Genomic DNA, 23,281 nt, shown 5'->3' with positions numbered 1-23,281 from the left:
AACGCCATCAGACCCTTACCATAGCGACAACAAACAGATAAATCAGTCAAACGACTTCAAAGAACCGGATGTGGGAATGAAAGACAACGCCACTCAGCTTGCCAATATCGGCAAGTTTCAAGACAGATTGGTGACGGCAGACGGGCAAACCCGCGCGTCAGTGGCCCTGACAAACCCGCAGACCCTGTGGTTCAATACCGGTACGCTGTGCAATATCGAATGCGCAAACTGCTATATCGCAAGCAGCCCCACCAATGACGCTCTGGTCTATATCACCGCAGCCGAGGTCCGCGACTATCTGGATCAGATTAAACAGCGCAACTGGCCCATCAAAGAGATCGCGTTCACCGGCGGCGAGCCCTTCATGAACCCTGAGATGATCGAGATCACCCGCGCTGCGCTGGACCGCGGCTATGAAGTGCTGATCCTGACCAATGCGATGCTGCCGATGATGCGCCGTAAGATGCGCGAGGGCCTGCTGGAGCTGCGGCGCGACTATGCTGACAAGCTGACCTTGCGGGTTTCGGTCGATCATTTTCGCCCCGAACTGCATGACGAGGAACGCGGCAAGGGCAGCTTTGCCAAAACCCTGACCGGGATGGAATGGCTGCGGGATCATGGGTTTAACATGGCTGTCGCCGGGCGCACGGTGTGGGGCGACAACGATGCAGACAGCCGTGCAGGCTATGCCGCGTTTTTTGACGCGCACGGGTTTGACATCGACGCAAACAACCCAGCGCAGACCGTTCTCTTCCCGGAAATGGACGAAACGGTTGAGGTTCCGGAAATTACCACCGCATGCTGGGGCATTCTGAACAAATCCCCCGACGCGGTCATGTGTGCCAGCGCGCGCATGGTGGTGAAACGCAAAGGCGCCGCGCGTCCGTCCGTTCTGGCCTGCACCCTGCTGCCCTATTCGCCTGAGTTCGAGCTGGGCGAAACTTTGGCCGAGGCCGAGGCGGATGTGCATTTGAACCACCCTCACTGCGCAAAGTTCTGCGTTTTGGGCGGGGCCAGCTGTTCAGGCTAGTTCACTCGAAATTCGCCGACCATGTTGCGCCATTCACCGGGCGCGATCATCTTTCGGTGGGTAAACTTGACCGAGTGTAGCGGCCCCTCAATCTCGCGCTGCCAGAAGTCAATGAATTCAAACAGTTTGGGGTGATCGGGGGCCAGATCGTATTCCTGCCAGATAAAGGTGTTCAGCACATGGACATAGTCAGGCATATGGTAGAAAAACTCTGCCGTCGTCAGCCCATATCCTTTCAGCATTAGCTCGGTTTCGCTTTGCTCCATTCAGACCTCCGGTTTCGTGCAAGGTCTCTTGAGGCTACCCCGAAACTGCCTAATTATTAGATAACAATATGTTACTCGGATGTTACCGGCCTATTTCTACTGCGGCATCGCGGGCTGCTTGCACCTTATATGCTAGGTCTGATAAGGTACATCCACAAGATATAGATCAAAAACAAGACACGGGCAGCCTACGTGAGCGATACGCCAGAAATCCCTGAAAACATGGACGAAACCCCGCCCGAGCGCCCTGTCTATGACGGCCCGACGGTCTCCATCGAATCCGAGATGCGCACATCCTATCTGGACTATGCCATGTCGGTCATCGTCTCCCGCGCGATCCCCGATCTGCGTGACGGGCTGAAACCGGTGCACCGCCGCATCCTGTATGCGATGCACGAAACCGGCAATACCCACGACAAATCCTATCGCAAATCGGCCCGTCCTGTGGGCGATGTGATGGGTAAATACCACCCGCACGGTGACAGCGCGATCTATGACGCGTTAGTGCGGATGGCGCAGGATTTCTCGATGTCACTGCCCTTGCTGGATGGACAGGGCAACTTTGGCTCGATGGATGGCGATAACCCGGCGGCCATGCGTTATACCGAAGTGCGGATGGACAAGCCCGCCGCATCCCTGCTGGCCGATATCGAAAAAGAAACGGTTGATTTTCAGGATAACTATGACGGTAAGGACCGGGAACCAACGGTCCTGCCCGCCCGCTTCCCGAACATGCTGGTCAACGGTGCCGGTGGTATTGCGGTGGGTATGGCCACGAACATTCCTCCGCATAACTTGGGAGAAGTGGTCGATGCCACATTGGCGCTGATCGACGATCCCGATCTGACATCCGAACAACTGATCGAATATGTGCCCGGCCCCGATTTCCCGACCGGCGGCGTGATGCTGGGACGGTCCGGCGCGCGCAAGGCCTATCTGGAAGGCCGCGGCAGCGTCATTATCCGCGCCAAGACCCGGGTCGAAGAAATCCGTAGGGATCGCTACGCCATTGTCGTGGATGAGATCCCCTATCAGGTGAACAAGGCCTCGATGATCGAAAAGATTGCCGAAGCGGTGCGCGAAAAACGCATCGAGGGCGTAGCGCATGTGCAGGATGAATCTGACCGCAACGGCGTGCGGGTTGTGGTGGAACTGAAACGCGATGCGACGCCCGAGGTGGTGCTAAACCAGCTTTATCGCTTCTCACCGATGCAGACGTCTTTTGGCTGCAACATGCTGGCCTTGAATGGTGGCCGGCCCGAGCAGTTGACGCTGCGCCGGTTTCTAACGTCGTTCATCGACTTCCGCGAAGACGTTGTAGCCCGCCGTACGGCTTACGACCTGCGCAAAGCGCGTGAACGCAGCCATATCCTGTGTGGCCTGGCCGTTGCGGTCTCGAATGTGGACGAGGTGGTCGCCACCATCCGGTCCTCGGCTGACGCCGCCGAGGCGCGTGAAAAGCTGATGACGCGCCGTTGGCCCGCCTCCGAGATCGAAGGCTATCTGCGCCTGATCGACGATCCGCTGTCCAAGATGAACGACGATGGCACCTATAACCTAACCGAAGTTCAGGCCCGCGCGATCCTCGAGTTGCGCCTGCAGCGCCTGACCCAGCTTGGCGTCAAAGAAGTCACGGACGAGCTGGAAGAACTAGCTGCCAAGATCAAGGAATACCTGGATATTCTGTCCTCGCGCGAACGGATCATGTCGATCATCGGCGACGAGCTGCGCAGCGTTCGCGAACAGTTCGCCGTGCCGCGCCGCACCGAGATTGTCGACTGGTCCGGCGACATGGAAGACGAAGACCTGATCGAGCGCGAAGACATGGTGGTGACCGTCACTTCCGGCGGCTACATCAAGCGCACACCACTGGCCGATTTCCGCGCGCAGAAGCGTGGCGGCAAGGGTCTGTCGGGGATGCAGACCAAGGAAGAGGATGTAGTCACCAACCTCTTCGTGGCCAACACCCATACACAGCTGTTGTTCTTCACCACCGACGGGATGGTCTACAAGCTCAAGACCTGGCGCTTGCCGCAATCCAGCCGGACCGGCAAAGGCAAGGCGATCGTCAACATTCTGCCGATCCCAACCGGGGTGTCCATTGCGGCGATCATGCCGGTGGATGTCCCGGATGAGGAATGGGAAAACCTGCAGATCGTCTTCGCCACCAGCGCCGGTGACGTGCGCCGCAACGCGCTGAGCGATTTCACCAATGTCAAACGCAACGGCAAGATCGCCATGGATCTGCCCGAAGATGTCGAACTGGTGAATGCGCGCATCTGCTCCGAAGATGATGACGTCATGCTGGTCACCAATTCGGGCCGTGCGATCCGGTTCCAAACCACCGATGTGCGCGTCTTCAAGGGCCGTAAATCGACCGGTGTGCGCGGCATTAGGCTATCCAATGGCGACCGGGTTGTTTCGATGTCGGTGATCCGTCACTTCGAGGCCACGTCGGACGAACGCGCCGCGTATCTCAAGATGCGACGCCTGATGGCCGGTGTGACTGATGAGACCGAAAGCGATGAAGACGAAGGCAACGCCGACAGCGTTCTGCCCCAGGAACGTTATGCCGAGATGTCGGCCGCTGAAAACCTGATCCTGACCATTACTACTGGCGGCGCGGGCAAGCTGAGCTCCAGCCACGACTACCCGGTACGTGGACGTGGCGGTATGGGTGTCGCCGCGATGGACAAGGCGATGCGAGGCGGTGAACTTGTCGCCTCCTTCCCAGTTGAGATCGACGATCAGATCATGCTGGCCACTTCGAAGGGCCAATCAATCCGGGTGCCGGTTGATGGCATATCCTTCCGCTCCCGCAGCGCAGGTGGTGTGCGGGTGTTCAACACCGGCAAGGGTGAAGAAGTTGTTTCCGTTGCCTGGATCGCTGATCAGGGGGATGAAGAGGCCGAAGAATAGCCCTCACATTCCACAACAAAACTGAAACAAAACGTCCGCAATGCGGGCGTTTTATCGTTTCGGATCACGTTATTGGTATCGAAACGGCCCGTTAACTTGCCCGAAACCCTGCTGCTGCTTAACTTTTTAACATGTGGTCCTTCGCACATATCCGCCCCGCCTATAGCCGAGCCGAGCGCTTGAGTGACGGGGTGGTTCATGTTCTGGGCATATGCGCCGCAGCCATCGGCGTGCCGCTGTTGATCACCATGACCGTGCTTTATCGGTATGATCCGGCGGCGGTTGTTGGCGTTTCGATCTATGGCGTAACGCTTGTCCTGATGCTCAGCTTGTCCGCCTTGTACAACATGATTGAAAGCGATGATTGGACAGAGCTTCTGCGCCGCCTTGATCATTCGGGGATTTATGTAAAAATTGCAGGCACCTATACGCCGTTCCTATTGCTATCTGGCACACAGGCAACCGGGCTTTTGCTGGGCTTGTGGTCTTCTGCCACATTGGGGTCGGCTCTCAAGATGCTCGACCCAAACCGATTTCGCTGGTTCGGCCTGGCGCTGTATCTGATGATGGGATGGGCCGCTGTTTGGGCCGGACAATCCATGTTGGCAGAGCTTGCGCCCACCGTTTTGATACTAATGATCGCCGGAGGGCTAGTGTATACCGCAGGCGTGGCGTTCTACCTGTCCGACTGGATGGCCTATCACAACACGATCTGGCATGTGTTTGTTCTGGTGGGCAGCGTTTTGTTCTTTGCCGCCGTTGCCGCGCGGATTGCGTTGATGCCTACCGTCTAGCGCCTGCGGTGTGCCATAAGCAGATCCTCGACCGCCCAAAAACGATCCTGCCCCCACAGGCTTTGCCCATCGACGCAAAAGCTGGGAACGCCCCACAGGCCAACCTCTTGCAGGCGGTGCTGATTTGCCTCCACCCGACCGCGCCATTCCTGCGTGTTTAGCAAGGGCCGCGCGACGCTCCATTCCAGACCTGCGCTGGTCACGATCCACTCCATGCCTCTATCGGTCGCGGCATCCACGCCTTGCGACCAGACGGACCGCATGAAGGCCGCGCAATATGGTGCCAATTTGCCTTGATCTTCGGCATAGTCGAACAGCGCATAGCCGCGTTCGACCCCAGCCCCCAACGGATCACAAATCCGGCCAAACGGGATGCCCAGGCGCCGTGCCTCGCGGGTGCAATCGTTTAGAATGTAGCGCGATTTGGCCTTGGGAACCGGCAATCCACGCATTAGCATGGGCAGCACTGGCTTTAACGTCAGCCGGGCGTTGTGCCGCTTGGCAAGATCAACGACGCGGTCGAAAGCCAGATAGGAATACGGGCTGCGGAACGAGAAGAAGAACTCCAGTTCTTTTTCTCCGCCGGTAAACGTGTGCGCCGAGAGATCAGGAACCGAAATGATCGGAGTCCCTTGGCCCAATCCGGCCTGCTGCAACCGCTGTTCCAGATAATGCAGGCGGTCGATCCCCCAATACCATTCGCCGCCATAGAAGAACGTACCGCCCAGATAATGCCCCTTTGACGCCAAGGCTCGATCCCCCGCAGCCATTGCGTGGGTCGGGTCCACGTCCGGTTCATCCGGCAGCGCGCGACCGGTCCAGAGAGAAACAGATGCATCCCTCAATCGAGCAGCCCAATCCTGGGTGCCAAACGCGGCTGCGAACAGACGGTTGGCCTTTCGTATCCTTTCGATGGAGGGCTTCACTGGCGCATTCAACCCCTGTTTCAACGCCAATCGGGTCGCATCGACCAAAGCGTTTTTCTGATGGGCTTCGGGTTCGGGCACGGCCTCGGATGCTGGGCCCGAGATAAGGTGCGGACATAGCGTAACCCCATACCTTGTGTGAAACGCGGGCAGGATTTGCGCGGTCAGCGCACAATAAGGATCAGCGGCATCGTGGAAGTAATGCACCACATGATCTGCACCACGCAGGCGACGGCGCAAATCATGCGCCCCTCGGCGGGCATTCATGAATTGATCACTTGTGATGGCCGCTGCCAGATAGGATTTCAGATTTGTTTTCAAGGACAAACGGCTCTCCTTCGGGTATGGTGCCGCCTACTCTACCGATCCAGTGATCAAACGCCACGTTGCCGCACAACAACGTGACGGCAACCTGTCAAAGACCGTAGAGCGCCCCGAATTTCTGCTCCAGATAGTCCAGCAACGGACCCGGCCCCGGTTCGATCCCGCTGGCCTGCCGAATGATCTCGCGCGGCGCATAGAGACCGCCGTGACGCTGAACCGTTTCGCGCAGCCATCCGGTTGCCTGCGATGTGTCACCTTCGGCCAGTTGGGCCTCCAGTTCAGGCACCGCCTTCCGCAAGGCTTGATAGAGGCACCCGGCATAGACATTGCCCAAGGAATAAGTTGGGAAATAGCCAAACAGGCCCACCGACCAATGCACATCCTGCAAACATCCATTCGAAGGCTTGTCTACCGCATAGCCAAAATCAGCCTTAAACCGGTCATTCCACGCGGCCTCAAGATCGCTAACCTGCAAATCCCCGGCCATCAGCGCGCGTTCCAGATCAAAGCGCAGCATGATGTGCAGGTTGTACTGCACCTCATCCGCCTCGGTCCGGATATAGCCGTTATGGACGCGGTTGACGGTGGCATAGAACGCATCAGCATCGGCAATGCCAAAGTCACCAAACGCGTCTTTCATCTGCCCAAACAGCCATCCGGTGAAGGCGCGCGACCGGCCCAACTGGTTCTCATAAATCCGGCTTTGGCTTTCATGCACGCCCATCGACACGCCCTGACCCAGCGGCGTCAGCAGATAGTCGCGATCAATCCCTTGTTCATAGGCGGCATGGCCGACCTCATGAATGGTTGAATAGAAGCAATTGAACGGGTCGGTTTCGCTGGTGCGGGTGGTGATCCGCACATCCAGCCCGCTACCCGAGCTGAACGGATGCACCGCCTTGTCCACACGGCCATTGTTCAGGTCATACCCAAAGGCAACCGCCAGCTTTTGGGTAAGCTGCATCTGAATGCGCTCATCGAAGTGACCGCTCAGTTCTGCGGGCTGTGGGCGTGCAAGCACTGCAGCGCGTAGGGCCACCAGGCGTGGGCGCATTTCATCAAAGATCGCCGCAATCTGGGCGCCTGTGGTAAAGGGCTCATAATCCTCGACCATGGCGTCATATACATCACCGCCCTGCGCCAGCGCCTCGCCTTCTTGTCGCTTCAGCGCGACGACCTCTTCCAGCACCGGAAGAAAGGCCGAGACATCTTCGTCTGCCCGTGCCTGAGCCCATTTCCCCTGTGCCCCTGACGTCACGCGGGCAATTGCGGTGGCCAGATCGGCCGGTACTTTGACTGCACGCTCATAAGCCCGACGGATCTCGCGCAGCTGGGCCTTGCCTGCCTCATCCTGAGGGGCGGCCTGATCCAGCCAATCCGCCACGCGTGGATCAGACCGGCGCGCATGCAGTACAGCCTCGATAGCGGCCATCTCCTCGGCCCGTTGCGCGGCAGCGCCACGTGGCATCATCGTCTCCTGATCCCAACCCAATCGCCCTGCGATCTGAGCTAAGGCCGAAGTTTCACGCTGAAAGGCCATCAGGTCATTGAATGCGGTCATGGTATCAAACTCCGCGCACAGATGTTGCAATTGGGTAGGCCGCCAGGAAGCGCGCGCGCAGGATCAGGGTCCAGACTACGACGGCCATAAACTGGTGGAAAATGGCGATCTGCCACGGGGCTGCATATACGACCGTGACGATCCCGACCACCACCTGCAGAGACAGGGCTGCAAAGGCTGCGTTGAAAGCAAAGCGGGTCTGCGGATGGGCGCTGGTCTGACCCTGACGCCATACGATGATGGCGAAGATGAACAGCAGATATCCCGCGCAACGATGGATGAACTGCACCAGACCGGGGCTTTCGAAGAAGTTGCGCCACATCGGTTCCAGCATGGTCGCATCTGGCGGCAAGAGCTGCCCACCGATCAGAGGCCAGTCGGTGTAGGACCGCCCAGCGTCAATCCCGGCGACAAGTGCACCAATGAGGATTTGTAAAAAGGTGAAATGCAGGAGGCCGGTCGAGAGCGAGAAAAGCTTCGCCTCTTTCGCGCGGCGCGCCTGCATCAGGTCGCGCTCGTCCCGGCCCAGTTCAAAGATATACCACGCGAGGAACCCAAGTATCACAAAGGCCAAGCCGAGATGTGTCGCCAGACGGTAGCTGGCAACGGCCGTCATCCCCGCGCCCTGCGTCACGCCCGAGGCGACCATCCACCAGCCAACCGCACCCTGAACGCCACCCAAGGCACCGGGGATCAGCAGTTTGCCGGTCCAACCCGTGGGGATTTTGCGCGCGATCAGGAAGCCAAAGAAACCAAGCGCCCAAACCAAGCCGATCACGCGGCCCAATTGGCGGTGGCCCCATTCCCACCAGTAGATGAATTTGAAATCATCCAGCTCCATCCACTGGTTCTGAATGCGCCACTGGTCGATTTCCTTGTACTTGTCGAATTCGGATTGCCAGTCCGCCTCGGTCATCGGCGGAATGGCCCCGGTGATCGGACGCCATTCGGTGATCGAAAGCCCGCTATCGGTCAGCCGGGTCAGGCCACCTACGGCGATCATCACAACGACCAGAGCGAACAGGATCATCAGCCACGCCCGGATCGCCTTGCGCGCCCCGCCACGGCCCTTGTCGATCATACCGGGTTGAACGGCTTGTTGTTTTTCGGTGTCTGAGACGTCTTCGAAGATGCTGCGCTTTGCGCTCATGCTGTCCTCATATGTCCTGGATTTCGTCGCAAGCTAGGGCCACTGAGGGGCAAGGTCCAGCCTTACCCCTTGTCTTTCCAACGGACCATCTGACGCATGACACCGTGCAACATCTGCACATCTGCCCGCGTCATCCGCATCCGCGACCACAGGTTGCGTAGATTGGTCTTCATGCCTTCGGCCTTTTCGGGCGGGTAGAAGAAACCAGCCTCTTCCAGCCGGTCTTCATAATGCTCAACCAGTCTCTCGACCTCGATACCGGTCGCCCAATCGCCCTTGCCCAGATCGGTGGCTTCATGCACCACATCACCGGTCTGACGCATCCACTCATAGGCGGTCAGCAACACACATTGACCCAGGTTCAGCGAGGCATATTCCGGGTTCACCGGGACCGAGATGATCGCGTTGGCTTTGGCGATATCCTCATTCTCAAGCCCCGCGCGTTCAGGGCCAAATAGAACAGCAACCTTTTCACCCGCGGCAACCTTCTGGGCCGCGATCTGCATGGCACGTTCGGGACTGTAGACCGGCTTGGTCAACCCGCGTTGCCGCGCTGTGGTGGCAAACACAAAGGTGGTGTTAGCCAACGATCCGGCCAGATCGTCAAACAGCTGTGCCTCATCCAGCAGCCGCCCCGCCCCGCTGGACATCGCCACCGCCTTTGGGTTCGGCCACCCGTCGCGGGGGGCCACGATCCGCATCCGATCCAGCCCGAAATTCCACATCGCCCGCGCGGCGGCACCGATGTTTTCCCCCATCTGCGGGCGCACAAGCACGAAAGAAGGCTGAGAGGTATCGCTGGGCATGGCTGTCTCCGAAATACTCCGCTTGCTCTAGTCGCCGCATAGACGAAGGGCAAGCCGCACCATGCTTCTTCTGTTTCCAAATACCCGCTCGGCAGGCAAAAAAGTTTGCTTCCCTACGGCAATCCGCTAAACCGCGCGAGGAACTGAATACCGAAGGACGCGCACATGGACACTCCAGAGCAGCCGCAGATTTACCTGATCACGCCCCCGACCATCACGCTCAGTACCTTTCCGGACCAACTGGCGCGGGTGCTCGACGGGTCCGAGATTGCGTGCATTCGTCTCGCTCTGGCCGGGAATGATGAGGATACCATTGCCCGCGCCGCTGATGCCTGCCGCGAAGTGGCTCATGTGCGCGATGTGGCGATTGTGATTTCGAACCATGTTCTGATGGCGCAGCGGCTTGGGCTGGATGGCGTTCATCTGGATGACGGGGCACGGTCGGTGCGCGCTGCGCGCAAGGAATTGGGCACCGACGCGATCGTTGGCAGTTTCTGCGGGGCCTCCAGCCATGACGGCATGACCGCAGGTGAGGCAGGCGTCGACTATGTCGCCTTCGGCCCGGTAGGCACCTCTCACCTGGGTGACGGTACCTTGGCGGAAAAAGACCTGTTTCAATGGTGGTCTGAGATGATCGAAGTTCCCGTTGTGGCCGAGGGCGGCCTGACCCCCGACCTGATCCGCTCCCTGTCCCCCTGCACAGATTTCTTTGGCGTCGGCAACGAAATCTGGTCTGCCGAGGACCCGCTGGTGGCGCTGAACACTCTGCTTGAGTGCATAGCTAGCTAAACAACCAAGGCTCGATCATCCAATAGACACCCAGACCGGCAATCAGGATCGAGCCCAAAACCGAGATACGACTGCGCAGGCGATGGGATCCGCCCGCAATCACGGAGACAACAGCCAACGCGGTCGCAGCAGCAGCTGACAGGACCGCCAGATAGCCAATCGCATATCCCAAAAGCGCCGGCGGCAGGTGATCCGGCGGCGCACCGATCGCACTCAACGATTGGCTTAGCGCGTTGCCCAACAACAAGCCAATGGCAAACACCGCCAACAGGCGAAACACATGAATACCGCGCAGGATCAGATTCCAAAGCGCCAGCACCACAACCGCTGCCGTCGACGACATCGTCGTAACAACGGACGACAGCACCAATGTTCCGTATGCTGACAACGCCAGCCCAAAAACCGCGCCGAGGGACAAAAAGACCAATTGCAGGACCAGTGATCTTGGGGACAGCGACAGAAAGACCAAAGCCAGGGCCAACGCAAATACACGCATACCGTCCGTTACGATCTGCTCTGCACCTTTGACCAGAAACACCTGTATCGTTTGTTGTCCGCTCAGCGCCGCGCCGCCTTGCAGCGGGATCAGCGGGCTGGTCTCTCCGGCCATCAGGTAGCCGGTATAGGGTGCCTCGACACGCTGCTGTTTGATCACAACGGGGCCGTGACCGGAAGGCCATGTCAGCCGCAGCGCCGATGCCCCCTCGGGCAAGGGTGCCGTCAGCAAAAGCTTTGAGAGACGGGGCTTGTCCGGATCCCCAACCACCGGGATGCGCACGCCTTCATAGGAAAGACCAACCGGTCCTTCGATCTCAACCTGCAAAGAGGCCACCCAGCCATCAACAAAGCCCCGCACCTCGACCTCCAACTCGGATGAGACCAGCCGGCGGAGTTCTCGATAGCGCGCATTGCCCGCAACATCCGGTTGCGTGTCGGGGTCGAGCCCGGCCAGAAACATTTCGGCATTCAGGCTGATCTCAATCAGAAGGCTCTCTGCTTTGGTCCAGAACTCGACAATGCTCGGCGGATGCGTTTGCGCCCTAGTTGGCGCAGCTAACAAGGTCAAAACGACCGGCAATATCAGGATAAGGCGGACCAACCCGCTCATGCGTGACACTCTGCGAATAAAATCAAATCAGAAACCATATGCGGCAAGTTTCCCGCCGAATGCTTCGGATCGCAAGCCCGAACAGTTGAGCGCGCGGCTTTATCTGCGAGCACCCTCTTGCACGCCCCCCGGTGCTGCGGCATGACAGCAGCATGACTCAGAACAGCGAAATCCTGTGTATCGGTTCCGTCTTGTGGGACGTGATCGGACGATCCGCCAGTGCCATGCGACAAGGATCGGACGTGCCAGGCCGGATCACCCGTTTGCCCGGTGGCGTTGCGATGAACATCGCCATGACGTTGGTGCGCTTTGGCATGACGCCGACCCTGCTGACCGCGATTGGACGCGACCCCGAAGGTGACGAACTGGCAAACGCCTGCGCACGGCTCGGTATGGTGACCGAGCATATCTACCGCTCGCAAGACCTGCCCACTGATCGCTATATGGCGGTCGAAGGGGCGAATGGCTTAATTGCCGCCATCGCCGATGCGCATTCGCTTGAGGCAGCCGGGGCCAAAATCCTGCGCCCGTTGATGCAGGGTCCTCTGGGATACGAAAACGCGCCCTTTGAAGGCCCGATTGCGCTGGATGGGAACCTGACACTGAACCTGCTGGAAGAAATCGCGCAGAGCCCGGCCTTTGCCAAGGCAGACCTGCGGGTTGCGCCGGCTTCGCCCGGCAAGGCCGAACGCCTGCTGCCCTTCCTGAAACACGCCCGTGCGACGCTCTATGTGAATTTGGAAGAGGCTGGGTTGCTCTGCCAACGCGAGTTCACCGATTCCGAATCCGCCGCCAAAGGCCTGCTGGATCGCGGTGCGCTGCGGGTCCTGGTCACCGATGGCGGCAGTTCCGCGACCGTGGGATCAGCAACAGGCGTTCTGACCCAGACACCCCCATCCGTTCTGGTGACCCGCGTCACAGGCGCGGGCGACACTTTCATGGCGGCGCATATCGCTTCGGAATCAAACGGGGCCGATGAACAAACGGCCCTCACCCGCGCATTGAACGCCGCCGCAACCTATGTTTCCGGAGAAACTCCCCTGTGATCAACATCCACTATTCCACCGAGGTCCGCGCCGCCAAGGACGCAGGTCAGCCCATCGTGGCATTGGAAAGCACCATCATCACCCATGGTATGCCCTACCCCCAGAACATCGAGGTCGCGGCCCAGGTTGAACAAGATATTCGTGATGCGGGCGCCGTTCCGGCCACGATGGCGGTGATCGAGGGTGCGCTGCACGTAGGTCTTGAACCGGATCAGTTGCAGTCTTTGGGTCAAGCTCAGGGCGTCGCCAAGCTGTCACGCGCGGACATGGCGGCCTGCATTGCAACCGGTGGTACCGGTGCCACCACCGTCGCCGCGACGATGATCGCAGCGCATTATGCAGGGATCGAGGTTTTTGCGACCGGCGGTATTGGCGGTGTACACCAAGGGGCCGAAACCTCGTTCGATATCTCTGCTGATCTACACGAGCTTGGCCAAACCCCAGTCACTGTTGTGGCTGCTGGAGCCAAAGCCATCCTTGATCTGGCCAAAACACTCGAAGTGCTAGAAACTCTGGGTGTGCCCGTCATCGCGCATGGCCAAGACGAGTTCCCGGCTTTCTGGTCGGCCAAATCCCCTTATGCTGCGCCCCTGCGGATGGACAGCGCCGAGGCCATCGCCAAGGCCCACGCCACCCGCCGCGCGCTGGGTCTGCCCGGCGGTCAGTTGGTCGCCAATCCGATCCCCGCCGCCGATCAAATCCCAGCCGAGGAACTGGCGCCGATCATCGCCGAGGCGCAGGCCGACGCGGATGCGCACCGCATCACCGGAAAAGCCGTCACGCCCTATCTGCTGCAACGGATATTTGAAAAGACCCAAGGCCGGTCGCTGACCGCAAATATCGCATTGGTCCGCAACAACGCACGACTGGCTGCGAATATCGCTAAAGCACTGGCAAACAGCACGTAATTCTGCCCTATTGCACCGGCCCGCCGGACTGCTTAACTAGTCCGGCAAGCCACTCGGATCCGCAATGAATACACCGTTTGACGAAAAACCCCATCGCCGCCCCGGTCTGTTCGCGCGCCTGCGTGCGTCATTCCTAACGGGAATCGTTGTGATTGCGCCGGTCTGGCTGACCGTATGGCTGATCTGGTCCGTCGTTGGCTGGATCGACAGTGCGGTGTTGCCTTTGGTGCCGCATCAATTCCAGCCCGAGCAATATGTGGGCATCAACCTGCGCGGCGTTGGCGTCATTATCTTCCTGATCTTCACCATTCTGGTCGGCTGGGTCGCCAAAGGTATCCTTGGCCGATCCTTTATCTCGTTCACTGAAAGCCTGGTGAACCGAATGCCCATCGTGCGGTCGATCTATTCCGGGATCAAACAAATCTCGGAAACCGTATTCGCCCAGACCGAGCGATCCTTTGAAAAAGCCTGTCTTGTTCAATACCCACGTCGCGGCATCTGGGCGATCGGGTTCGTGTCGACTACAGCCAAGGGCGAAGTCAATGTCAGGGCCGAAACCGGTGGCGACCTGCTGAGCGTATTCATCCCGACCACACCTAACCCAACCTCGGGCTTTTTGCTGTTCTTCCCAGAAGAAGACGTCATCTTGCTGGATATGAGCATCGAAGATGCGGCCAAACTGGTGATTTCGGCTGGGTTGGTCTATCCGAACGAAAAAGACCCGACCCAACCGCCCGAGTGATCAGCCGAACATCGCAGGCAGATCGACGGTACTGTTCTGCCCAAGATCACCCTTATGCCGCGACAGGAACCCATCCGCAGCATCCCGACCTGCCCGTTTCAGCTTATGCAGGATCACCGGGTTGGGCACCGTCTTGGTGGCAACAGACAGGCCGTTCATCAGGTCGTTATCCGCGATCATGTGCACTAGCACGCGGCTCATCTCACCCGCTTTCAGTTTACCTTCTTTCAGTAGGCGCTGCACAAAACTGATCGCCCGCAACTCGCGAAACAGCGAAGAATTAAAACTAATCTCGTTGATCCGGTTCTGAATCTGCTGCGGCGTGATGGGCAATTCATCCCTTTCCAGTGGGTTGATGTTCACAATCACCACATCATCCGGCAGGTCATCACCGAACAAAGGATACAAGGCCGGGTTACCCGTATACCCGCCATCCCAATAGGCTTCGATCCGCTCGGTCTCTGGGTCATAAATCTCAACTGCCTTGAACAAGGTCGGCAAACAGGCCGAGGCCAGAATAGCATCTGTCGATATCTCGCTGCCCGTGAACACACGGATCTTGCCGCTGCGCACGCAGGTTGCACAGACAAATAGGCCTGGCCCCTGATCGGCGCAGACTTCTTCAAAGTTGAACCGGTCAACAACGGGCTCAAGCGGGTTAGTATAGAACGGCCCATAGGCATAAGGCGACACCATCCGCGACCAGGCCTCGCCCACCGAATAGGGCAGCGAATATTCCATAGCCTGCGCGATGCTGGACGGCTCCAACCCGCGAAACCAGTTGGTCAGGCGCATGTCACCCACGGCGCCCATCTGTTTCCACAACTCATCCAATCGCGCCCGCGCGCCGTCGCGACCATCATGCACCATCCCAGATTTGAACGCCGCCCCGTTCAACGCCCCGGCCGAGGTTCCGGTGATCGCCGCAACCTCGATATCCTCTTCATCCAGAATTCGGTCAAGAACGCCCCAGGTGAAGGCCCCATGCGCCCCACCACCCTGCAATGCCAGATTGATCCGTTTCATGGTTCCGCCTCTTCATCTGGCTAAAAATATCCCGGGGGTATGGGGGCAGAGCCCCCACAATAGCTCACAAAGCCGTCCAGCCGCCATCCACGGAAATGGTCGTGCCTGTGATCTGCGCCGCCGCGTCGGAACACAGGAACTGCACGGTGCCACCCAGTTGCTCGACTGTTGCAAACTCTTTGGATGGTTGCCGCTCCAACATGACATTCTTGATCACGTCTTCGCGGCTCATGTTGTATTCCTTCATCGTGTCTGGGATTTGCGCCTCAACCAGCGGTGTCAGCACATAGCCCGGGCAGACTGCGTTGCAGGTGATCGGTTCCTGCGCGGTCTCCAGAGCAACCGATTTGGTCATTCCGACAACGCCGTGCTTGGCCGCGACATAGGCCGTCTTGTAGGGCGAAGCCGTCAGACCATGGGCCGATGCGATATTGACGATCCGTCCCCATCCTGCCGCACGCATCACCGGCAGGGCTGCCGCCGTGGTATGAAAGGCCGAGTTCATGTTAATTGCGATAATCGCATCCCATTTCTCGACCGGGAACTGATCAATGGGCGAGACGTGCTGAATGCCCGCGTTGTTGACCAGGATATCGCAAGCCCCGGCCTGCGCGATCAGGCCCCGACATTCATCGCCCTTGGACATGTCGGCCTTGATGTAGCGCGCCTTGGTTCCCGTTTCTTTTGCGATCTCGGCAGCGAGTGCATGATCCTCATCCCGATCCGTGAATGAGTTTAAGACCACGTCTGCCCCGGCCTTGGCCAGTTCGCGTGCAATGCCCAAACCGATCCCCGAATTCGATCCTGTGATGATCGCTGTTTTTCCCGACAGGCTCATAACCATTCTCCGCTGACCTCTGTTCAAACGCAGCATGCCATGCTGCACTTGCAAAGAAAACGGGGAAAGACGCCGATAAAGTCTCGCGCTGATACGGCTTGCCGCAGCCAAAAAAAACGCCCGCACGAAGCGGGCGTTAAGTTATTGAGGCAGGTTTCATACAGGCAAGAAACCTATCGAGCAGTGAGACCTTTATAAGCAATTCCATGCCTTCATCCAAGCTAAAAGTTTGAAAATAAGAAAAATCATCGGTACGATGATACCCAACAAAATAAGGCCAGAGCAGGATTGTTTCCAAAATGAGCCCGGATTTTCTACGCCCACTTCGTTCACTCGCAGCGGGAATCGCCTGCTTTTTGGCCGCCCCTTTGGCCCAAGCAGATTCGTCACATGGCATAGCTATGTATGGCGATCCGGCTCTACCACCGGATTTTGTGTCTCTGCCCTATGCAAATCCGGATGCGCCCAAAGGTGGCAAGGTCGTTTTTGGGAATACGGGCGGCTATAACAGTTTGAACCCGTTTGTGCAAAAAGGCACCTCTCCGTGGCAATTGCGATTTTGGACCCATGAAAGCCTGATGGGCCGGTCCTGGGACGAACCTTTCACTCTTTACGGGCTGTTAGCCGAATCGGTTGAGACGGCGCCGGACCGGTCCTGGGTCGAATTCACGCTGCGGGAAGAGGCTGCGTTTTCCGACGGAACACCGGTAACGGTCGAGGATGTGATCTGGTCGTTCCAGACATTGGGTACCGAAGGTCATCTGCGCTACCGCGGGCTGTGGTCCAAGATCGATAGTATCGAAGCAACCGGCCCGCGCACAGTCCGGATTTCGTTCAATGAACCCGATCGCGAATTGGCCCTGATCGCCGGGCTGCGGCCAATCCTCAAAAAGGCTCAGTGGGAGGGCAAGAGCTTTGCCGACGCCCCGCTGCAAGACATCCCGATCGGCACCGGCCCCTATGTGATCGATGATTTTGAGGCGGGCAGATACGTCAACCTGCGCCGAAACCCTGACTATTGGGGCGCGGACATCCCGTTTCGCCGCGGCACGATGAACCTGGATGAGATGCGGATTGAGTTCTACGGCGATGCCACAGTTTTGTTTGAGGCCTTCAAGGCCGGAGAGCTATCCGCTGTGCGTGAATTCAACGCCGACAAATGGGACAACCAGTATGCTTTCCCCGCCATCCAGCGTGGCGACGTGATCAAAACCGAAATCCCACACGGTAAGCCCTCGGGCATGACCGGGCTTGTCATGAACACCCGCAAAGCCCCGTTCGATGACTGGCGCGTGCGCGAGGCGCTGACGCTGGCCTTCAACTTCGAATTTATCAACGACACGATTACGGGCGGCGCGCAGCCCAGAATTACCTCATATTTCTCGGGCTCCGATCTGGCGATGCAGCCCGGACCCGCCACCGGCAAAGTACAATCGCTGTTGGAACCGTTTCAGGAGGACCTGACCCCTGGCACTCTGGAGGGCTATGTATTGCCCGAAGGGGACGGCTCAGCCCGCAATCGCAGCAATATCCGCGAAGCAACCAAGCTGCTGGCTGAGGCCGGATGGACCATTCAGGGCGGTGTTTTACAGAACCAGAATGGTGAGCCTTTCCGGATAGGCGTTTTGTTGCAACAGGGCGATACCGAGATGCAAACAGCGGTCGAGATCTATGCCCGCGCGCTGGAGCGGTTGGGCATTCAGGTCCTCACCGAACAGGTGGATAATGCGCAATATACGGGCCGCATCGCCGAGTTGGATTTTGACATGACCCCGTTCCGCCGTGCGCTGTCCCTGTCTCCGGGTAATGAACAGCGCTTGTACTGGGGCAGCGAAAACGCCGATACTCCAGGAACTCGAAACCTGATGGGCGTTGTCTCACCGGCTGTGGACGGGATGATCAATGCCATGCTGGCCTCGGAGTCTCGCGAGGATTTTGTCGCAGCGACCCGCGCACTGGACCGGGTTTTGACAGCAGGTCGGTATGTCATTCCGATCTGGAATTTCGATGTTGGCCGTATCGCGCATATCCAGGAACTGAAATTCCCTGAAACGCTGCCGATCTACGGCGACGGGCCGCAATACATGCCGGAGATCTGGTGGTACGAAGGTTAAACCCCTTTGCGTCGCACCAAAAGCCTCACAAAGCGAATGGCCTGTTGAACCGAACACTGGATGCGAGGCTCCGATCGCGCCCCGACCCTTTTGCTATCCTGCTTCGGCAATAATCAGCACAGGGTGACATGCGCCCCATGTTTAGTGTGGTGGCGAAGAAAGATCGGCAACATACGTGTCAGACAGCTAAATTTGGTAGGTTTCCGATCATAGTCATCAATTCATTTTACTCATCATATTCTAGTGATATAGCCTGAGTGTAGGGAAACACACGATCAGCAGAAAATTAGCTCTTTCATATCAGACACCTAAACAGGCAGGACATTGACACTGACCTCGTTACATCGGACCGGCTACCACTCACTCACAAACTCAGGTCCAAAGGCCCGTTGCGGACGACCCGCAGCGGGTTTTTCTTTGGCAAACAACCCGCACACCACCTGCGACATTTTGTCATGTCTGAGGTTACTGTAACTGCTTCGTACCCTATCGGTGGGGGAGAGCAGTCCAGGTCGGATCAAGGGAGGCTCGCACATGTTGAACTGGGCAGAACTTACAAAAGAGCTGGGCGCCACTTATGCCCGCGCAAAACGGCGTTTTCCAAACCTGAGAGATCAGGACATGGACAGCGTCTGGAACAATCGTGAACGGTTCGAGGCCTATCTGGCCGAACGTCATCATCTGACGGTGAATGAAGCCCATGAAGAGGTCGAGGATTTCCTGTTCACCGAACGCCTGAACCACGAACTGGCGCATGCAGCCTTAGCCAAGTGACGTCACCCACAGGATCGTGGCATCTTCGTCGCTGACCGACACGACATTGTGCCCCATGCTGCCATCATAATAGGCACTGTCCCCCCGGCGCATTTCAACAGGCTCGTAGAACTCGGTGTACAGGCGCACAACACCCGTCAGCACATATAAGAATTCTTCACCATCATGGCGCACCCATCCGTCAAACTCGTCCATTGACCGGGCACGCACCCGTGCGCGGTAAGGCAACATCTGCTTTTTCGTCAGCGTCTCGGCCAGCAACTCATGCTCGTAGGTTGCGGTGGCATGGGCCGTCCCATCGCCCACCCGGGTCACTGCCATGCGCCCGATCACCTGATCGCGCTGTGGTGGGGTGAACAGCTGCGGCACCGAAATCTCCAATCCGATGGCCAGCTTTTTCAGCGCATCATAGGTGGGTGACATCTGCCCGTTTTCGATCTTGCTGAGGGTCGAGCGCGCCAACCCGGCCTGCGTCGCGGCCTGTTCCAGCGTCCAGTTTCGTGCCTTGCGCAGTTCGCGGACACGCACGCCAAGGTCCAGAGGTTCAACCTCTGCCTCAACACCGGATTCGCGGGCAATGCGGATTAGGGATTTGGGATCTTGCGTGCTCATGGCCTTTCTATAGGACCAGCCAGCCCTGCTTGCAACGCAGCAGACGCCGCGTTAGCCAGACTGCATGTTGTCGATCTTTAATCAGGGGCCACCCGTGCCCTGCCCCACTCCGTTCAATCTGGCCGCCCATGTGCTGCGCCGTGCGGATCGCCTGCCAGACAAAACGGCGCTGTCCGTTCTGGGCGCAAACAACACGGATGATTGGAGTTACAGCCGGTTGAAACGCGCCGTTCTGGGAACGGGCGCCGGCCTGTTGCAGGCTGGTCTGACCCCCGGAGACATCGCGCTGATGCGGTTGGGAAACACCGTCGATTTCCCCATCGCTTACCTTGGTGCGATCGCGGTGGGAATCGTGCCGGTACCGACCTCGTCGCAACTGACCGAACCGGAAACGGCCCGCATCTTTTCCGATCTTTCCCCGTCTGCCATCCTGCGTGATCCATCAGTAGCTTGCGCTGCACATCCGCATCAGATCGACCTGTCAGCGCTGAAAGCGATGCGCGACCTGCCCGCCGCCGAATTTGAATTGGGTGATCCCGAGCGGCTGGCCTATGTGGTTTACACCTCGGGCACCTCGGGCAAACCGCGCGCTGTGGCGCACGCCCACCGCGCCATATGGGCGCGGCAGATGATGGTGGATGGCTGGTATGGGCTGACGCAGAAGGATCGCCTCTGCCACGCCGGGGCGTTTAACTGGACCTACACGCTGGGCACGGGGTTGATGGATCCGTGGACCATCGGCGCGACGGCTCTGATTCCGGAACCCGGCACCGATCTCGCCGCGCTGCCCGGATTGCTAAGGCGCAACCGCGCCACGATTTTTGCCGCCGCACCCGGCGTGTTCCGCAAGATGCTGCAAGGCCCGGAACAGATCGATCTGCCAGATCTGCGTCATGGGCTTTGCGCCGGAGAAAAGCTGTCTCCGCAGTTACATACGCGCTGGCAGTCCGCCACCGGCACCGACCTTTTCGAGGCCTATGGAATGTCGGAATGCTCGACCTTCATCTCCTCCAGCCCGGCGCTTCCCGCACGTGGTGAAGCGCTGGGGCAGCCACAACCCGGTCGCCGCGTTGCGATCCTTGGGCCCGACGGTCCCGTTCCACAAGGACAGGACGGAACCATTGCTATCCATCGATCTGACCCAGGCCTGATGCTGACCTATCTCAACGCACCGGATGAGGTCGCGCAGCGTATGCAGGGCGATTGGTTCCTGACCGGCGATCATGGGGCCATGGCCGTGGATGGGCAGATCACCTATCTGGGGCGGGGCGATGATATGATGAATGCAGGCGGCTATCGCGTCTCACCGGTAGAGGTCGAATCCGTCTTGTCCAACTATCCTGGCATCACACAGGTCGGCGCCGCAGCGGTTGAAGTCAAACCGGACACATTTGTGATAGCAGCCTTCTATACTGGGCCCCAAAGGCTGGACGAGGACGCTTTGCGCGCCTATGTCCAAGCCAATCTGGCACGCTACAAACAACCGCGTGCCTTCGTTCACCTTCCTGAGTTGCCGACCGGCGGCAACGGCAAACTCCTGCGCCGCGCATTGCCGGCCTATTTCAAGGCGACCACCGAATGACCCAGACCGTCAAGCTTGATATCCTGTCCGATCCGATCTGCCCGTGGTGCTACATCGGCAAAACCCATCTGGACAAAGCCTTGGCAAAGGTGCCGGACCACCCCTTTGTAATTGAGTGGCACCCGTTCCAGTTGAACCCCGATATGCCCGACGCAGGCATGGATCGGCGCGAATATCTGGAACGGAAATTCGGCGGCAAGGACAGTGCGGTGCGCGCCTATGCACCCGTGGTTGAACATGCCGAGAATGCGGGCCTCAAAATCGACTTTGAGGGGATGAAGCGCACGCCAAACACGCTGGACGCACATCGCCTGATCCACTGGGCCGGGATCGAGGGAAAGCAGAACGCCGTCGTCGATGCACTGTTCGACGCTTACTTCGTTCAGGCCCGCGATATCGGCGACCCGGAGGTTCTGTCTGACATTGCCGACAGTGCGGGTATGGATGCGGCAGTGGTGCTGAAACTGTTGAAATCCGACGCCGACCGCGAAGATATCCGCAACCGCGATACCCATTCACGCGAAATGGGTGTTGGTTCTGTTCCGACCTTCATCGTTGCCAATCAACACGCCGTTCCAGGTGCTCAACCCCCTGAAATGTGGGAGAAAGTGATTGGCGAGATCATGTCTCAACTTGAGGCTTCCTCTGCATAGAAGCACAGAGCTCTGTGCAAAATTCCGGTCTGGCGCAACCTGATCTGCCGTGATAGCGCGAACAGGTAAGGAGCGCCCATGGCCAATCGTATGTCCCGAGGGGAATTCATTGCGCTGATCGCAATGATGTTCTCGACCATCGCCTTTTCCATCGACTCGATGCTGCCCGCACTGCCCGAGATCGGCGCGCAGCTCAGCCCGGATGATATCAACCGCGCGCAGTTGATCCTGACATCCTTTGTGTTGGGTATGGGGATTGGGACCTTTTTCACCGGCCCTCTGTCAGATGCGTTCGGGCGCAAGCCGGTGATTTATGGCGGCGTCGCGCTGTATATCGCAGCTTCTGCCGTGGCTTGGGCCAGTTCGTCGCTCGAGCTGGTTCTGGCCGCCCGCGTGACGCAGGGCCTTGGCGCCGCAGGTCCGCGCGTAGTGGCGATGGCGATCATTCGCGATCTCTATTCCGGTCGGATCATGGCTCGGATCATCTCGATCGCAATGATGATCTTCACGCTGGTGCCTGCCGTCGCCCCCATGCTGGGCGCAGGCGTTATCGCCCTGTTCGGCTGGCGCAGCATCTTTGCCCTGTTCATTCTGTTCGCCGTGATCGTGTGCATCTGGATGGGCAGCCGCCTGCCCGAGTCGCTGGCGAAAGAAAACCGCCGCCCGTTCCGCCTGCCGCTGATGGTTACTGCCACGAAAGAGATGTTTGCCCACCCCACTGTGCGCCTCTCGATCCTGGTGCAGACCCTCTGCATGGGCATCTTGTTCACTATGTTGACCATGGTGCAGCCTGTTTATGACGTGATCCATGATCGCGCGGACAGCTTTCCGTTCTGGTTTGGGTTTGTGGCATTGATCTCAGGTTCTGCCAGTCTGCTGAACGCCGCGTTGGTGGTGCGTATTGGAATGCGCCGCATGGTGACATGGGCACTTGGGGGGCAAATCCTGATCACGGCGCTTGTGATCGTACTCAGCGCAATCCCCATGTCACCCAATGCGTCCTTCGCGTTATTTGTGGCATGGCAAACAACTGTTTTCTTCATGGCCGGTGTGACCATGGGCAATCTCAACGCCATCGCAATGGAGCCGATGGGCCATATCGCGGGCATGGCCGCTTCGGTGATTGGATCGGTCGCCACCGTGTTGGCCGCCGCCATTGCCGCCCCGATCGGGTTGCTGTTCGATGGCTCGATCACGCCTTTGACAATTGGCATTCTGACCATGTGTATCACGGCCTTTGGCCTGATGGTTCACATGGGTCGGATCGAAAACAGATTTCCGCCTGACCCTGTGCAGACAGGTTAAATCGCGGT

At 58.5% G+C, this 23,281-nt stretch carries 21 protein-coding genes; 12 read left to right on the top strand and 9 right to left on the bottom strand.

What is annotated here, in order from left to right; genetic code table 11:
- The first annotated feature begins 76 nt into the window (after positions 1-76).
- Positions 77-1,030, top strand: coding sequence for a radical SAM protein (locus tag ACR0KG_RS07610; RefSeq protein WP_480826899.1), 954 nt, complete (start codon positions 77-79; stop codon positions 1,028-1,030).
- Here ACR0KG_RS07610 and ACR0KG_RS07605 read toward each other — a convergent pair.
- Entirely contained in the window at positions 1,027-1,296 is a 270-nt protein-coding gene (locus ACR0KG_RS07605; RefSeq protein ID WP_480542799.1) for an usg protein, read from the bottom strand. The genes ACR0KG_RS07610 and ACR0KG_RS07605 overlap by 4 nt on opposite strands.
- A 192-nt stretch (positions 1,297-1,488) precedes the next feature.
- Here ACR0KG_RS07605 and gyrA point away from each other — a divergent pair, with 192 nt between their 5' ends.
- Complete coding sequence (gene gyrA, locus ACR0KG_RS07600; protein ID WP_480826898.1) at positions 1,489-4,215, top strand: DNA gyrase subunit A; 2,727 nt, start codon at positions 1,489-1,491, stop codon at positions 4,213-4,215.
- 131 nt (positions 4,216-4,346) lie between these two features.
- On the top strand, positions 4,347-5,009 hold the full coding sequence (gene trhA / locus ACR0KG_RS07595) for a PAQR family membrane homeostasis protein TrhA (protein ID WP_480542795.1): 663 nt from the start codon (positions 4,347-4,349) through the stop codon (positions 5,007-5,009).
- On the opposite strand, the gene ACR0KG_RS07590 is transcribed toward trhA, so the two are convergent.
- The 4 genes from ACR0KG_RS07590 to ACR0KG_RS07575 form a co-directional block, all read right to left on the bottom strand.
- The gene (locus ACR0KG_RS07590; RefSeq protein WP_480826897.1) at positions 5,006-6,262 is read right to left on the bottom strand and encodes a DsbA family protein; all 1,257 of its coding nucleotides are present in this window, start codon (positions 6,260-6,262) and stop codon (positions 5,006-5,008) included. The two genes, trhA and ACR0KG_RS07590, sit on opposite strands and share 4 nt — an antisense overlap.
- Before the next feature lie 88 nt (positions 6,263-6,350).
- A complete protein-coding gene (locus ACR0KG_RS07585; protein ID WP_480826896.1) occupies positions 6,351-7,820 on the bottom strand; it encodes a carboxypeptidase M32 in 1,470 nt (489 codons plus the stop codon).
- Between the two features lie 4 nt (positions 7,821-7,824).
- Positions 7,825-8,970, bottom strand: coding sequence for a heme A synthase (ctaA, locus tag ACR0KG_RS07580; RefSeq protein WP_480826895.1), 1,146 nt, complete (start codon positions 8,968-8,970; stop codon positions 7,825-7,827).
- Positions 8,971-9,032: 62 nt separating this feature from the next.
- Complete coding sequence (locus ACR0KG_RS07575; RefSeq protein WP_480826894.1) at positions 9,033-9,776, bottom strand: RNA methyltransferase; 744 nt, start codon at positions 9,774-9,776, stop codon at positions 9,033-9,035.
- Between the two features lie 165 nt (positions 9,777-9,941).
- On the opposite strand from ACR0KG_RS07575, the gene ACR0KG_RS07570 reads away from it, so the two are divergent.
- Positions 9,942-10,565 (top strand): thiamine phosphate synthase, encoded by a 624-nt coding sequence (locus ACR0KG_RS07570; protein WP_480826893.1) that lies wholly within the window; start codon positions 9,942-9,944, stop codon positions 10,563-10,565.
- Here the strand turns inward: ACR0KG_RS07570 and ACR0KG_RS07565 are convergent.
- On the bottom strand, positions 10,558-11,673 hold the full coding sequence (locus tag ACR0KG_RS07565) for a hypothetical protein (protein WP_480826892.1): 1,116 nt from the start codon (positions 11,671-11,673) through the stop codon (positions 10,558-10,560). The two genes, ACR0KG_RS07570 and ACR0KG_RS07565, sit on opposite strands and share 8 nt — an antisense overlap.
- A gap of 152 nt (positions 11,674-11,825) precedes the next feature.
- Here ACR0KG_RS07565 and ACR0KG_RS07560 point away from each other — a divergent pair, with 152 nt between their 5' ends.
- The 3 genes from ACR0KG_RS07560 (at position 11,826) to ACR0KG_RS07550 (ending at position 14,369) form a co-directional block, all read left to right on the top strand.
- Positions 11,826-12,719, top strand: coding sequence for a PfkB family carbohydrate kinase (locus tag ACR0KG_RS07560; RefSeq protein WP_480547104.1), 894 nt, complete (start codon positions 11,826-11,828; stop codon positions 12,717-12,719).
- Positions 12,716-13,627 carry a pseudouridine-5'-phosphate glycosidase gene (locus ACR0KG_RS07555; RefSeq protein WP_480547102.1) on the top strand — a complete coding sequence of 304 codons (912 nt, stop codon included), beginning with the start codon at positions 12,716-12,718 and terminating at the stop codon, positions 13,625-13,627. Before ACR0KG_RS07560 ends, ACR0KG_RS07555 begins: the two co-directional genes overlap by 4 nt.
- 64 nt (positions 13,628-13,691) lie before the next feature.
- Positions 13,692-14,369: a DUF502 domain-containing protein gene (locus tag ACR0KG_RS07550; protein ID WP_480542777.1), complete on the top strand. Its 678-nt coding sequence runs from the start codon at positions 13,692-13,694 to the stop codon at positions 14,367-14,369.
- On the opposite strand, the gene ACR0KG_RS07545 is transcribed toward ACR0KG_RS07550, so the two are convergent.
- Complete coding sequence (locus tag ACR0KG_RS07545; protein WP_480826891.1) at positions 14,370-15,395, bottom strand: patatin-like phospholipase family protein; 1,026 nt, start codon at positions 15,393-15,395, stop codon at positions 14,370-14,372.
- A 64-nt stretch (positions 15,396-15,459) separates the two neighbouring features.
- On the bottom strand, positions 15,460-16,233 hold the full coding sequence (locus tag ACR0KG_RS07540; RefSeq protein WP_480826890.1) for a 3-hydroxybutyrate dehydrogenase: 774 nt from the start codon (positions 16,231-16,233) through the stop codon (positions 15,460-15,462).
- Positions 16,234-16,532: 299 nt separating this feature from the next.
- On the opposite strand from ACR0KG_RS07540, the gene ACR0KG_RS07535 reads away from it, so the two are divergent.
- Together ACR0KG_RS07535 and ACR0KG_RS07530 are read left to right on the top strand one after the other, a co-directional pair.
- Positions 16,533-18,347, top strand: a complete 1,815-nt coding sequence (locus ACR0KG_RS07535) for an extracellular solute-binding protein (RefSeq protein WP_480826889.1) — start codon at positions 16,533-16,535, stop codon at positions 18,345-18,347.
- A 534-nt stretch (positions 18,348-18,881) separates the two neighbouring features.
- On the top strand, positions 18,882-19,121 hold the full coding sequence (locus tag ACR0KG_RS07530) for an SPASM domain-containing protein (protein ID WP_353006984.1): 240 nt from the start codon (positions 18,882-18,884) through the stop codon (positions 19,119-19,121).
- Here the strand turns inward: ACR0KG_RS07530 and ACR0KG_RS07525 are convergent.
- Positions 19,110-19,733, bottom strand: a complete 624-nt coding sequence (locus ACR0KG_RS07525) for a helix-turn-helix domain-containing protein (protein ID WP_353006982.1) — start codon at positions 19,731-19,733, stop codon at positions 19,110-19,112. The genes ACR0KG_RS07530 and ACR0KG_RS07525 overlap by 12 nt on opposite strands.
- Before the next feature lie 64 nt (positions 19,734-19,797).
- Between ACR0KG_RS07525 and ACR0KG_RS07520 the strand changes: the two genes are divergently transcribed.
- The 3 genes from ACR0KG_RS07520 to ACR0KG_RS07510 all read left to right on the top strand — a co-directional run bounded on the left by ACR0KG_RS07520 (position 19,798) and on the right by ACR0KG_RS07510 (position 23,273).
- Positions 19,798-21,315 (top strand): class I adenylate-forming enzyme family protein, encoded by a 1,518-nt coding sequence (locus ACR0KG_RS07520; protein WP_480826888.1) that lies wholly within the window; start codon positions 19,798-19,800, stop codon positions 21,313-21,315.
- Positions 21,312-21,968 carry a DsbA family oxidoreductase gene (locus ACR0KG_RS07515; RefSeq protein ID WP_480547090.1) on the top strand — a complete coding sequence of 219 codons (657 nt, stop codon included), beginning with the start codon at positions 21,312-21,314 and terminating at the stop codon, positions 21,966-21,968. The genes ACR0KG_RS07520 and ACR0KG_RS07515 overlap by 4 nt, the downstream gene beginning before the upstream one ends.
- A 78-nt stretch (positions 21,969-22,046) precedes the next feature.
- Positions 22,047-23,273 (top strand): multidrug effflux MFS transporter, encoded by a 1,227-nt coding sequence (locus tag ACR0KG_RS07510; RefSeq protein ID WP_480826887.1) that lies wholly within the window; start codon positions 22,047-22,049, stop codon positions 23,271-23,273.
- Positions 23,274-23,281: the final 8 nt, after the last annotated feature.

The organism is Ruegeria sp. H4 (genome assembly GCF_056533065.1).
The sequence above is the reverse complement of the archived record's forward strand: the minus strand, read 5'-3'. Positions and strand labels throughout refer to the sequence as shown.

What these genes read in the sequence shown, in the direction of transcription:
- ACR0KG_RS07525 (WP_353006982.1), bottom strand. Translation starts at nt 19,733, where the DNA reads ATGAGCACGCAAGATCCCAAATCCCTAATCCGCATTGCCCGCGAATCC.
- ACR0KG_RS07565 (WP_480826892.1), bottom strand. Translation starts at nt 11,673, where the DNA reads ATGAGCGGGTTGGTCCGCCTTATCCTGATATTGCCGGTCGTTTTGACC.
- ACR0KG_RS07610 (WP_480826899.1), top strand. Translation starts at nt 77, where the DNA reads ATGAAAGACAACGCCACTCAGCTTGCCAATATCGGCAAGTTTCAAGAC.
- ACR0KG_RS07585 (WP_480826896.1), bottom strand. Translation starts at nt 7,820, where the DNA reads ATGACCGCATTCAATGACCTGATGGCCTTTCAGCGTGAAACTTCGGCC.
- ACR0KG_RS07540 (WP_480826890.1), bottom strand. Translation starts at nt 16,233, where the DNA reads ATGAGCCTGTCGGGAAAAACAGCGATCATCACAGGATCGAATTCGGGG.
- ACR0KG_RS07545 (WP_480826891.1), bottom strand. Translation starts at nt 15,395, where the DNA reads ATGAAACGGATCAATCTGGCATTGCAGGGTGGTGGGGCGCATGGGGCC.
- trhA (WP_480542795.1), top strand. Translation starts at nt 4,347, where the DNA reads ATGTGGTCCTTCGCACATATCCGCCCCGCCTATAGCCGAGCCGAGCGC.
- ACR0KG_RS07515 (WP_480547090.1), top strand. Translation starts at nt 21,312, where the DNA reads ATGACCCAGACCGTCAAGCTTGATATCCTGTCCGATCCGATCTGCCCG.
- ACR0KG_RS07570 (WP_480826893.1), top strand. Translation starts at nt 9,942, where the DNA reads ATGGACACTCCAGAGCAGCCGCAGATTTACCTGATCACGCCCCCGACC.
- ACR0KG_RS07535 (WP_480826889.1), top strand. Translation starts at nt 16,533, where the DNA reads ATGAGCCCGGATTTTCTACGCCCACTTCGTTCACTCGCAGCGGGAATC.
- ACR0KG_RS07510 (WP_480826887.1), top strand. Translation starts at nt 22,047, where the DNA reads ATGGCCAATCGTATGTCCCGAGGGGAATTCATTGCGCTGATCGCAATG.
- ACR0KG_RS07605 (WP_480542799.1), bottom strand. Translation starts at nt 1,296, where the DNA reads ATGGAGCAAAGCGAAACCGAGCTAATGCTGAAAGGATATGGGCTGACG.
- ACR0KG_RS07520 (WP_480826888.1), top strand. Translation starts at nt 19,798, where the DNA reads ATGTTGTCGATCTTTAATCAGGGGCCACCCGTGCCCTGCCCCACTCCG.
- ACR0KG_RS07550 (WP_480542777.1), top strand. Translation starts at nt 13,692, where the DNA reads ATGAATACACCGTTTGACGAAAAACCCCATCGCCGCCCCGGTCTGTTC.
- ACR0KG_RS07575 (WP_480826894.1), bottom strand. Translation starts at nt 9,776, where the DNA reads ATGCCCAGCGATACCTCTCAGCCTTCTTTCGTGCTTGTGCGCCCGCAG.
- ACR0KG_RS07530 (WP_353006984.1), top strand. Translation starts at nt 18,882, where the DNA reads ATGTTGAACTGGGCAGAACTTACAAAAGAGCTGGGCGCCACTTATGCC.
- ctaA (WP_480826895.1), bottom strand. Translation starts at nt 8,970, where the DNA reads ATGAGCGCAAAGCGCAGCATCTTCGAAGACGTCTCAGACACCGAAAAA.
- ACR0KG_RS07560 (WP_480547104.1), top strand. Translation starts at nt 11,826, where the DNA reads ATGACTCAGAACAGCGAAATCCTGTGTATCGGTTCCGTCTTGTGGGAC.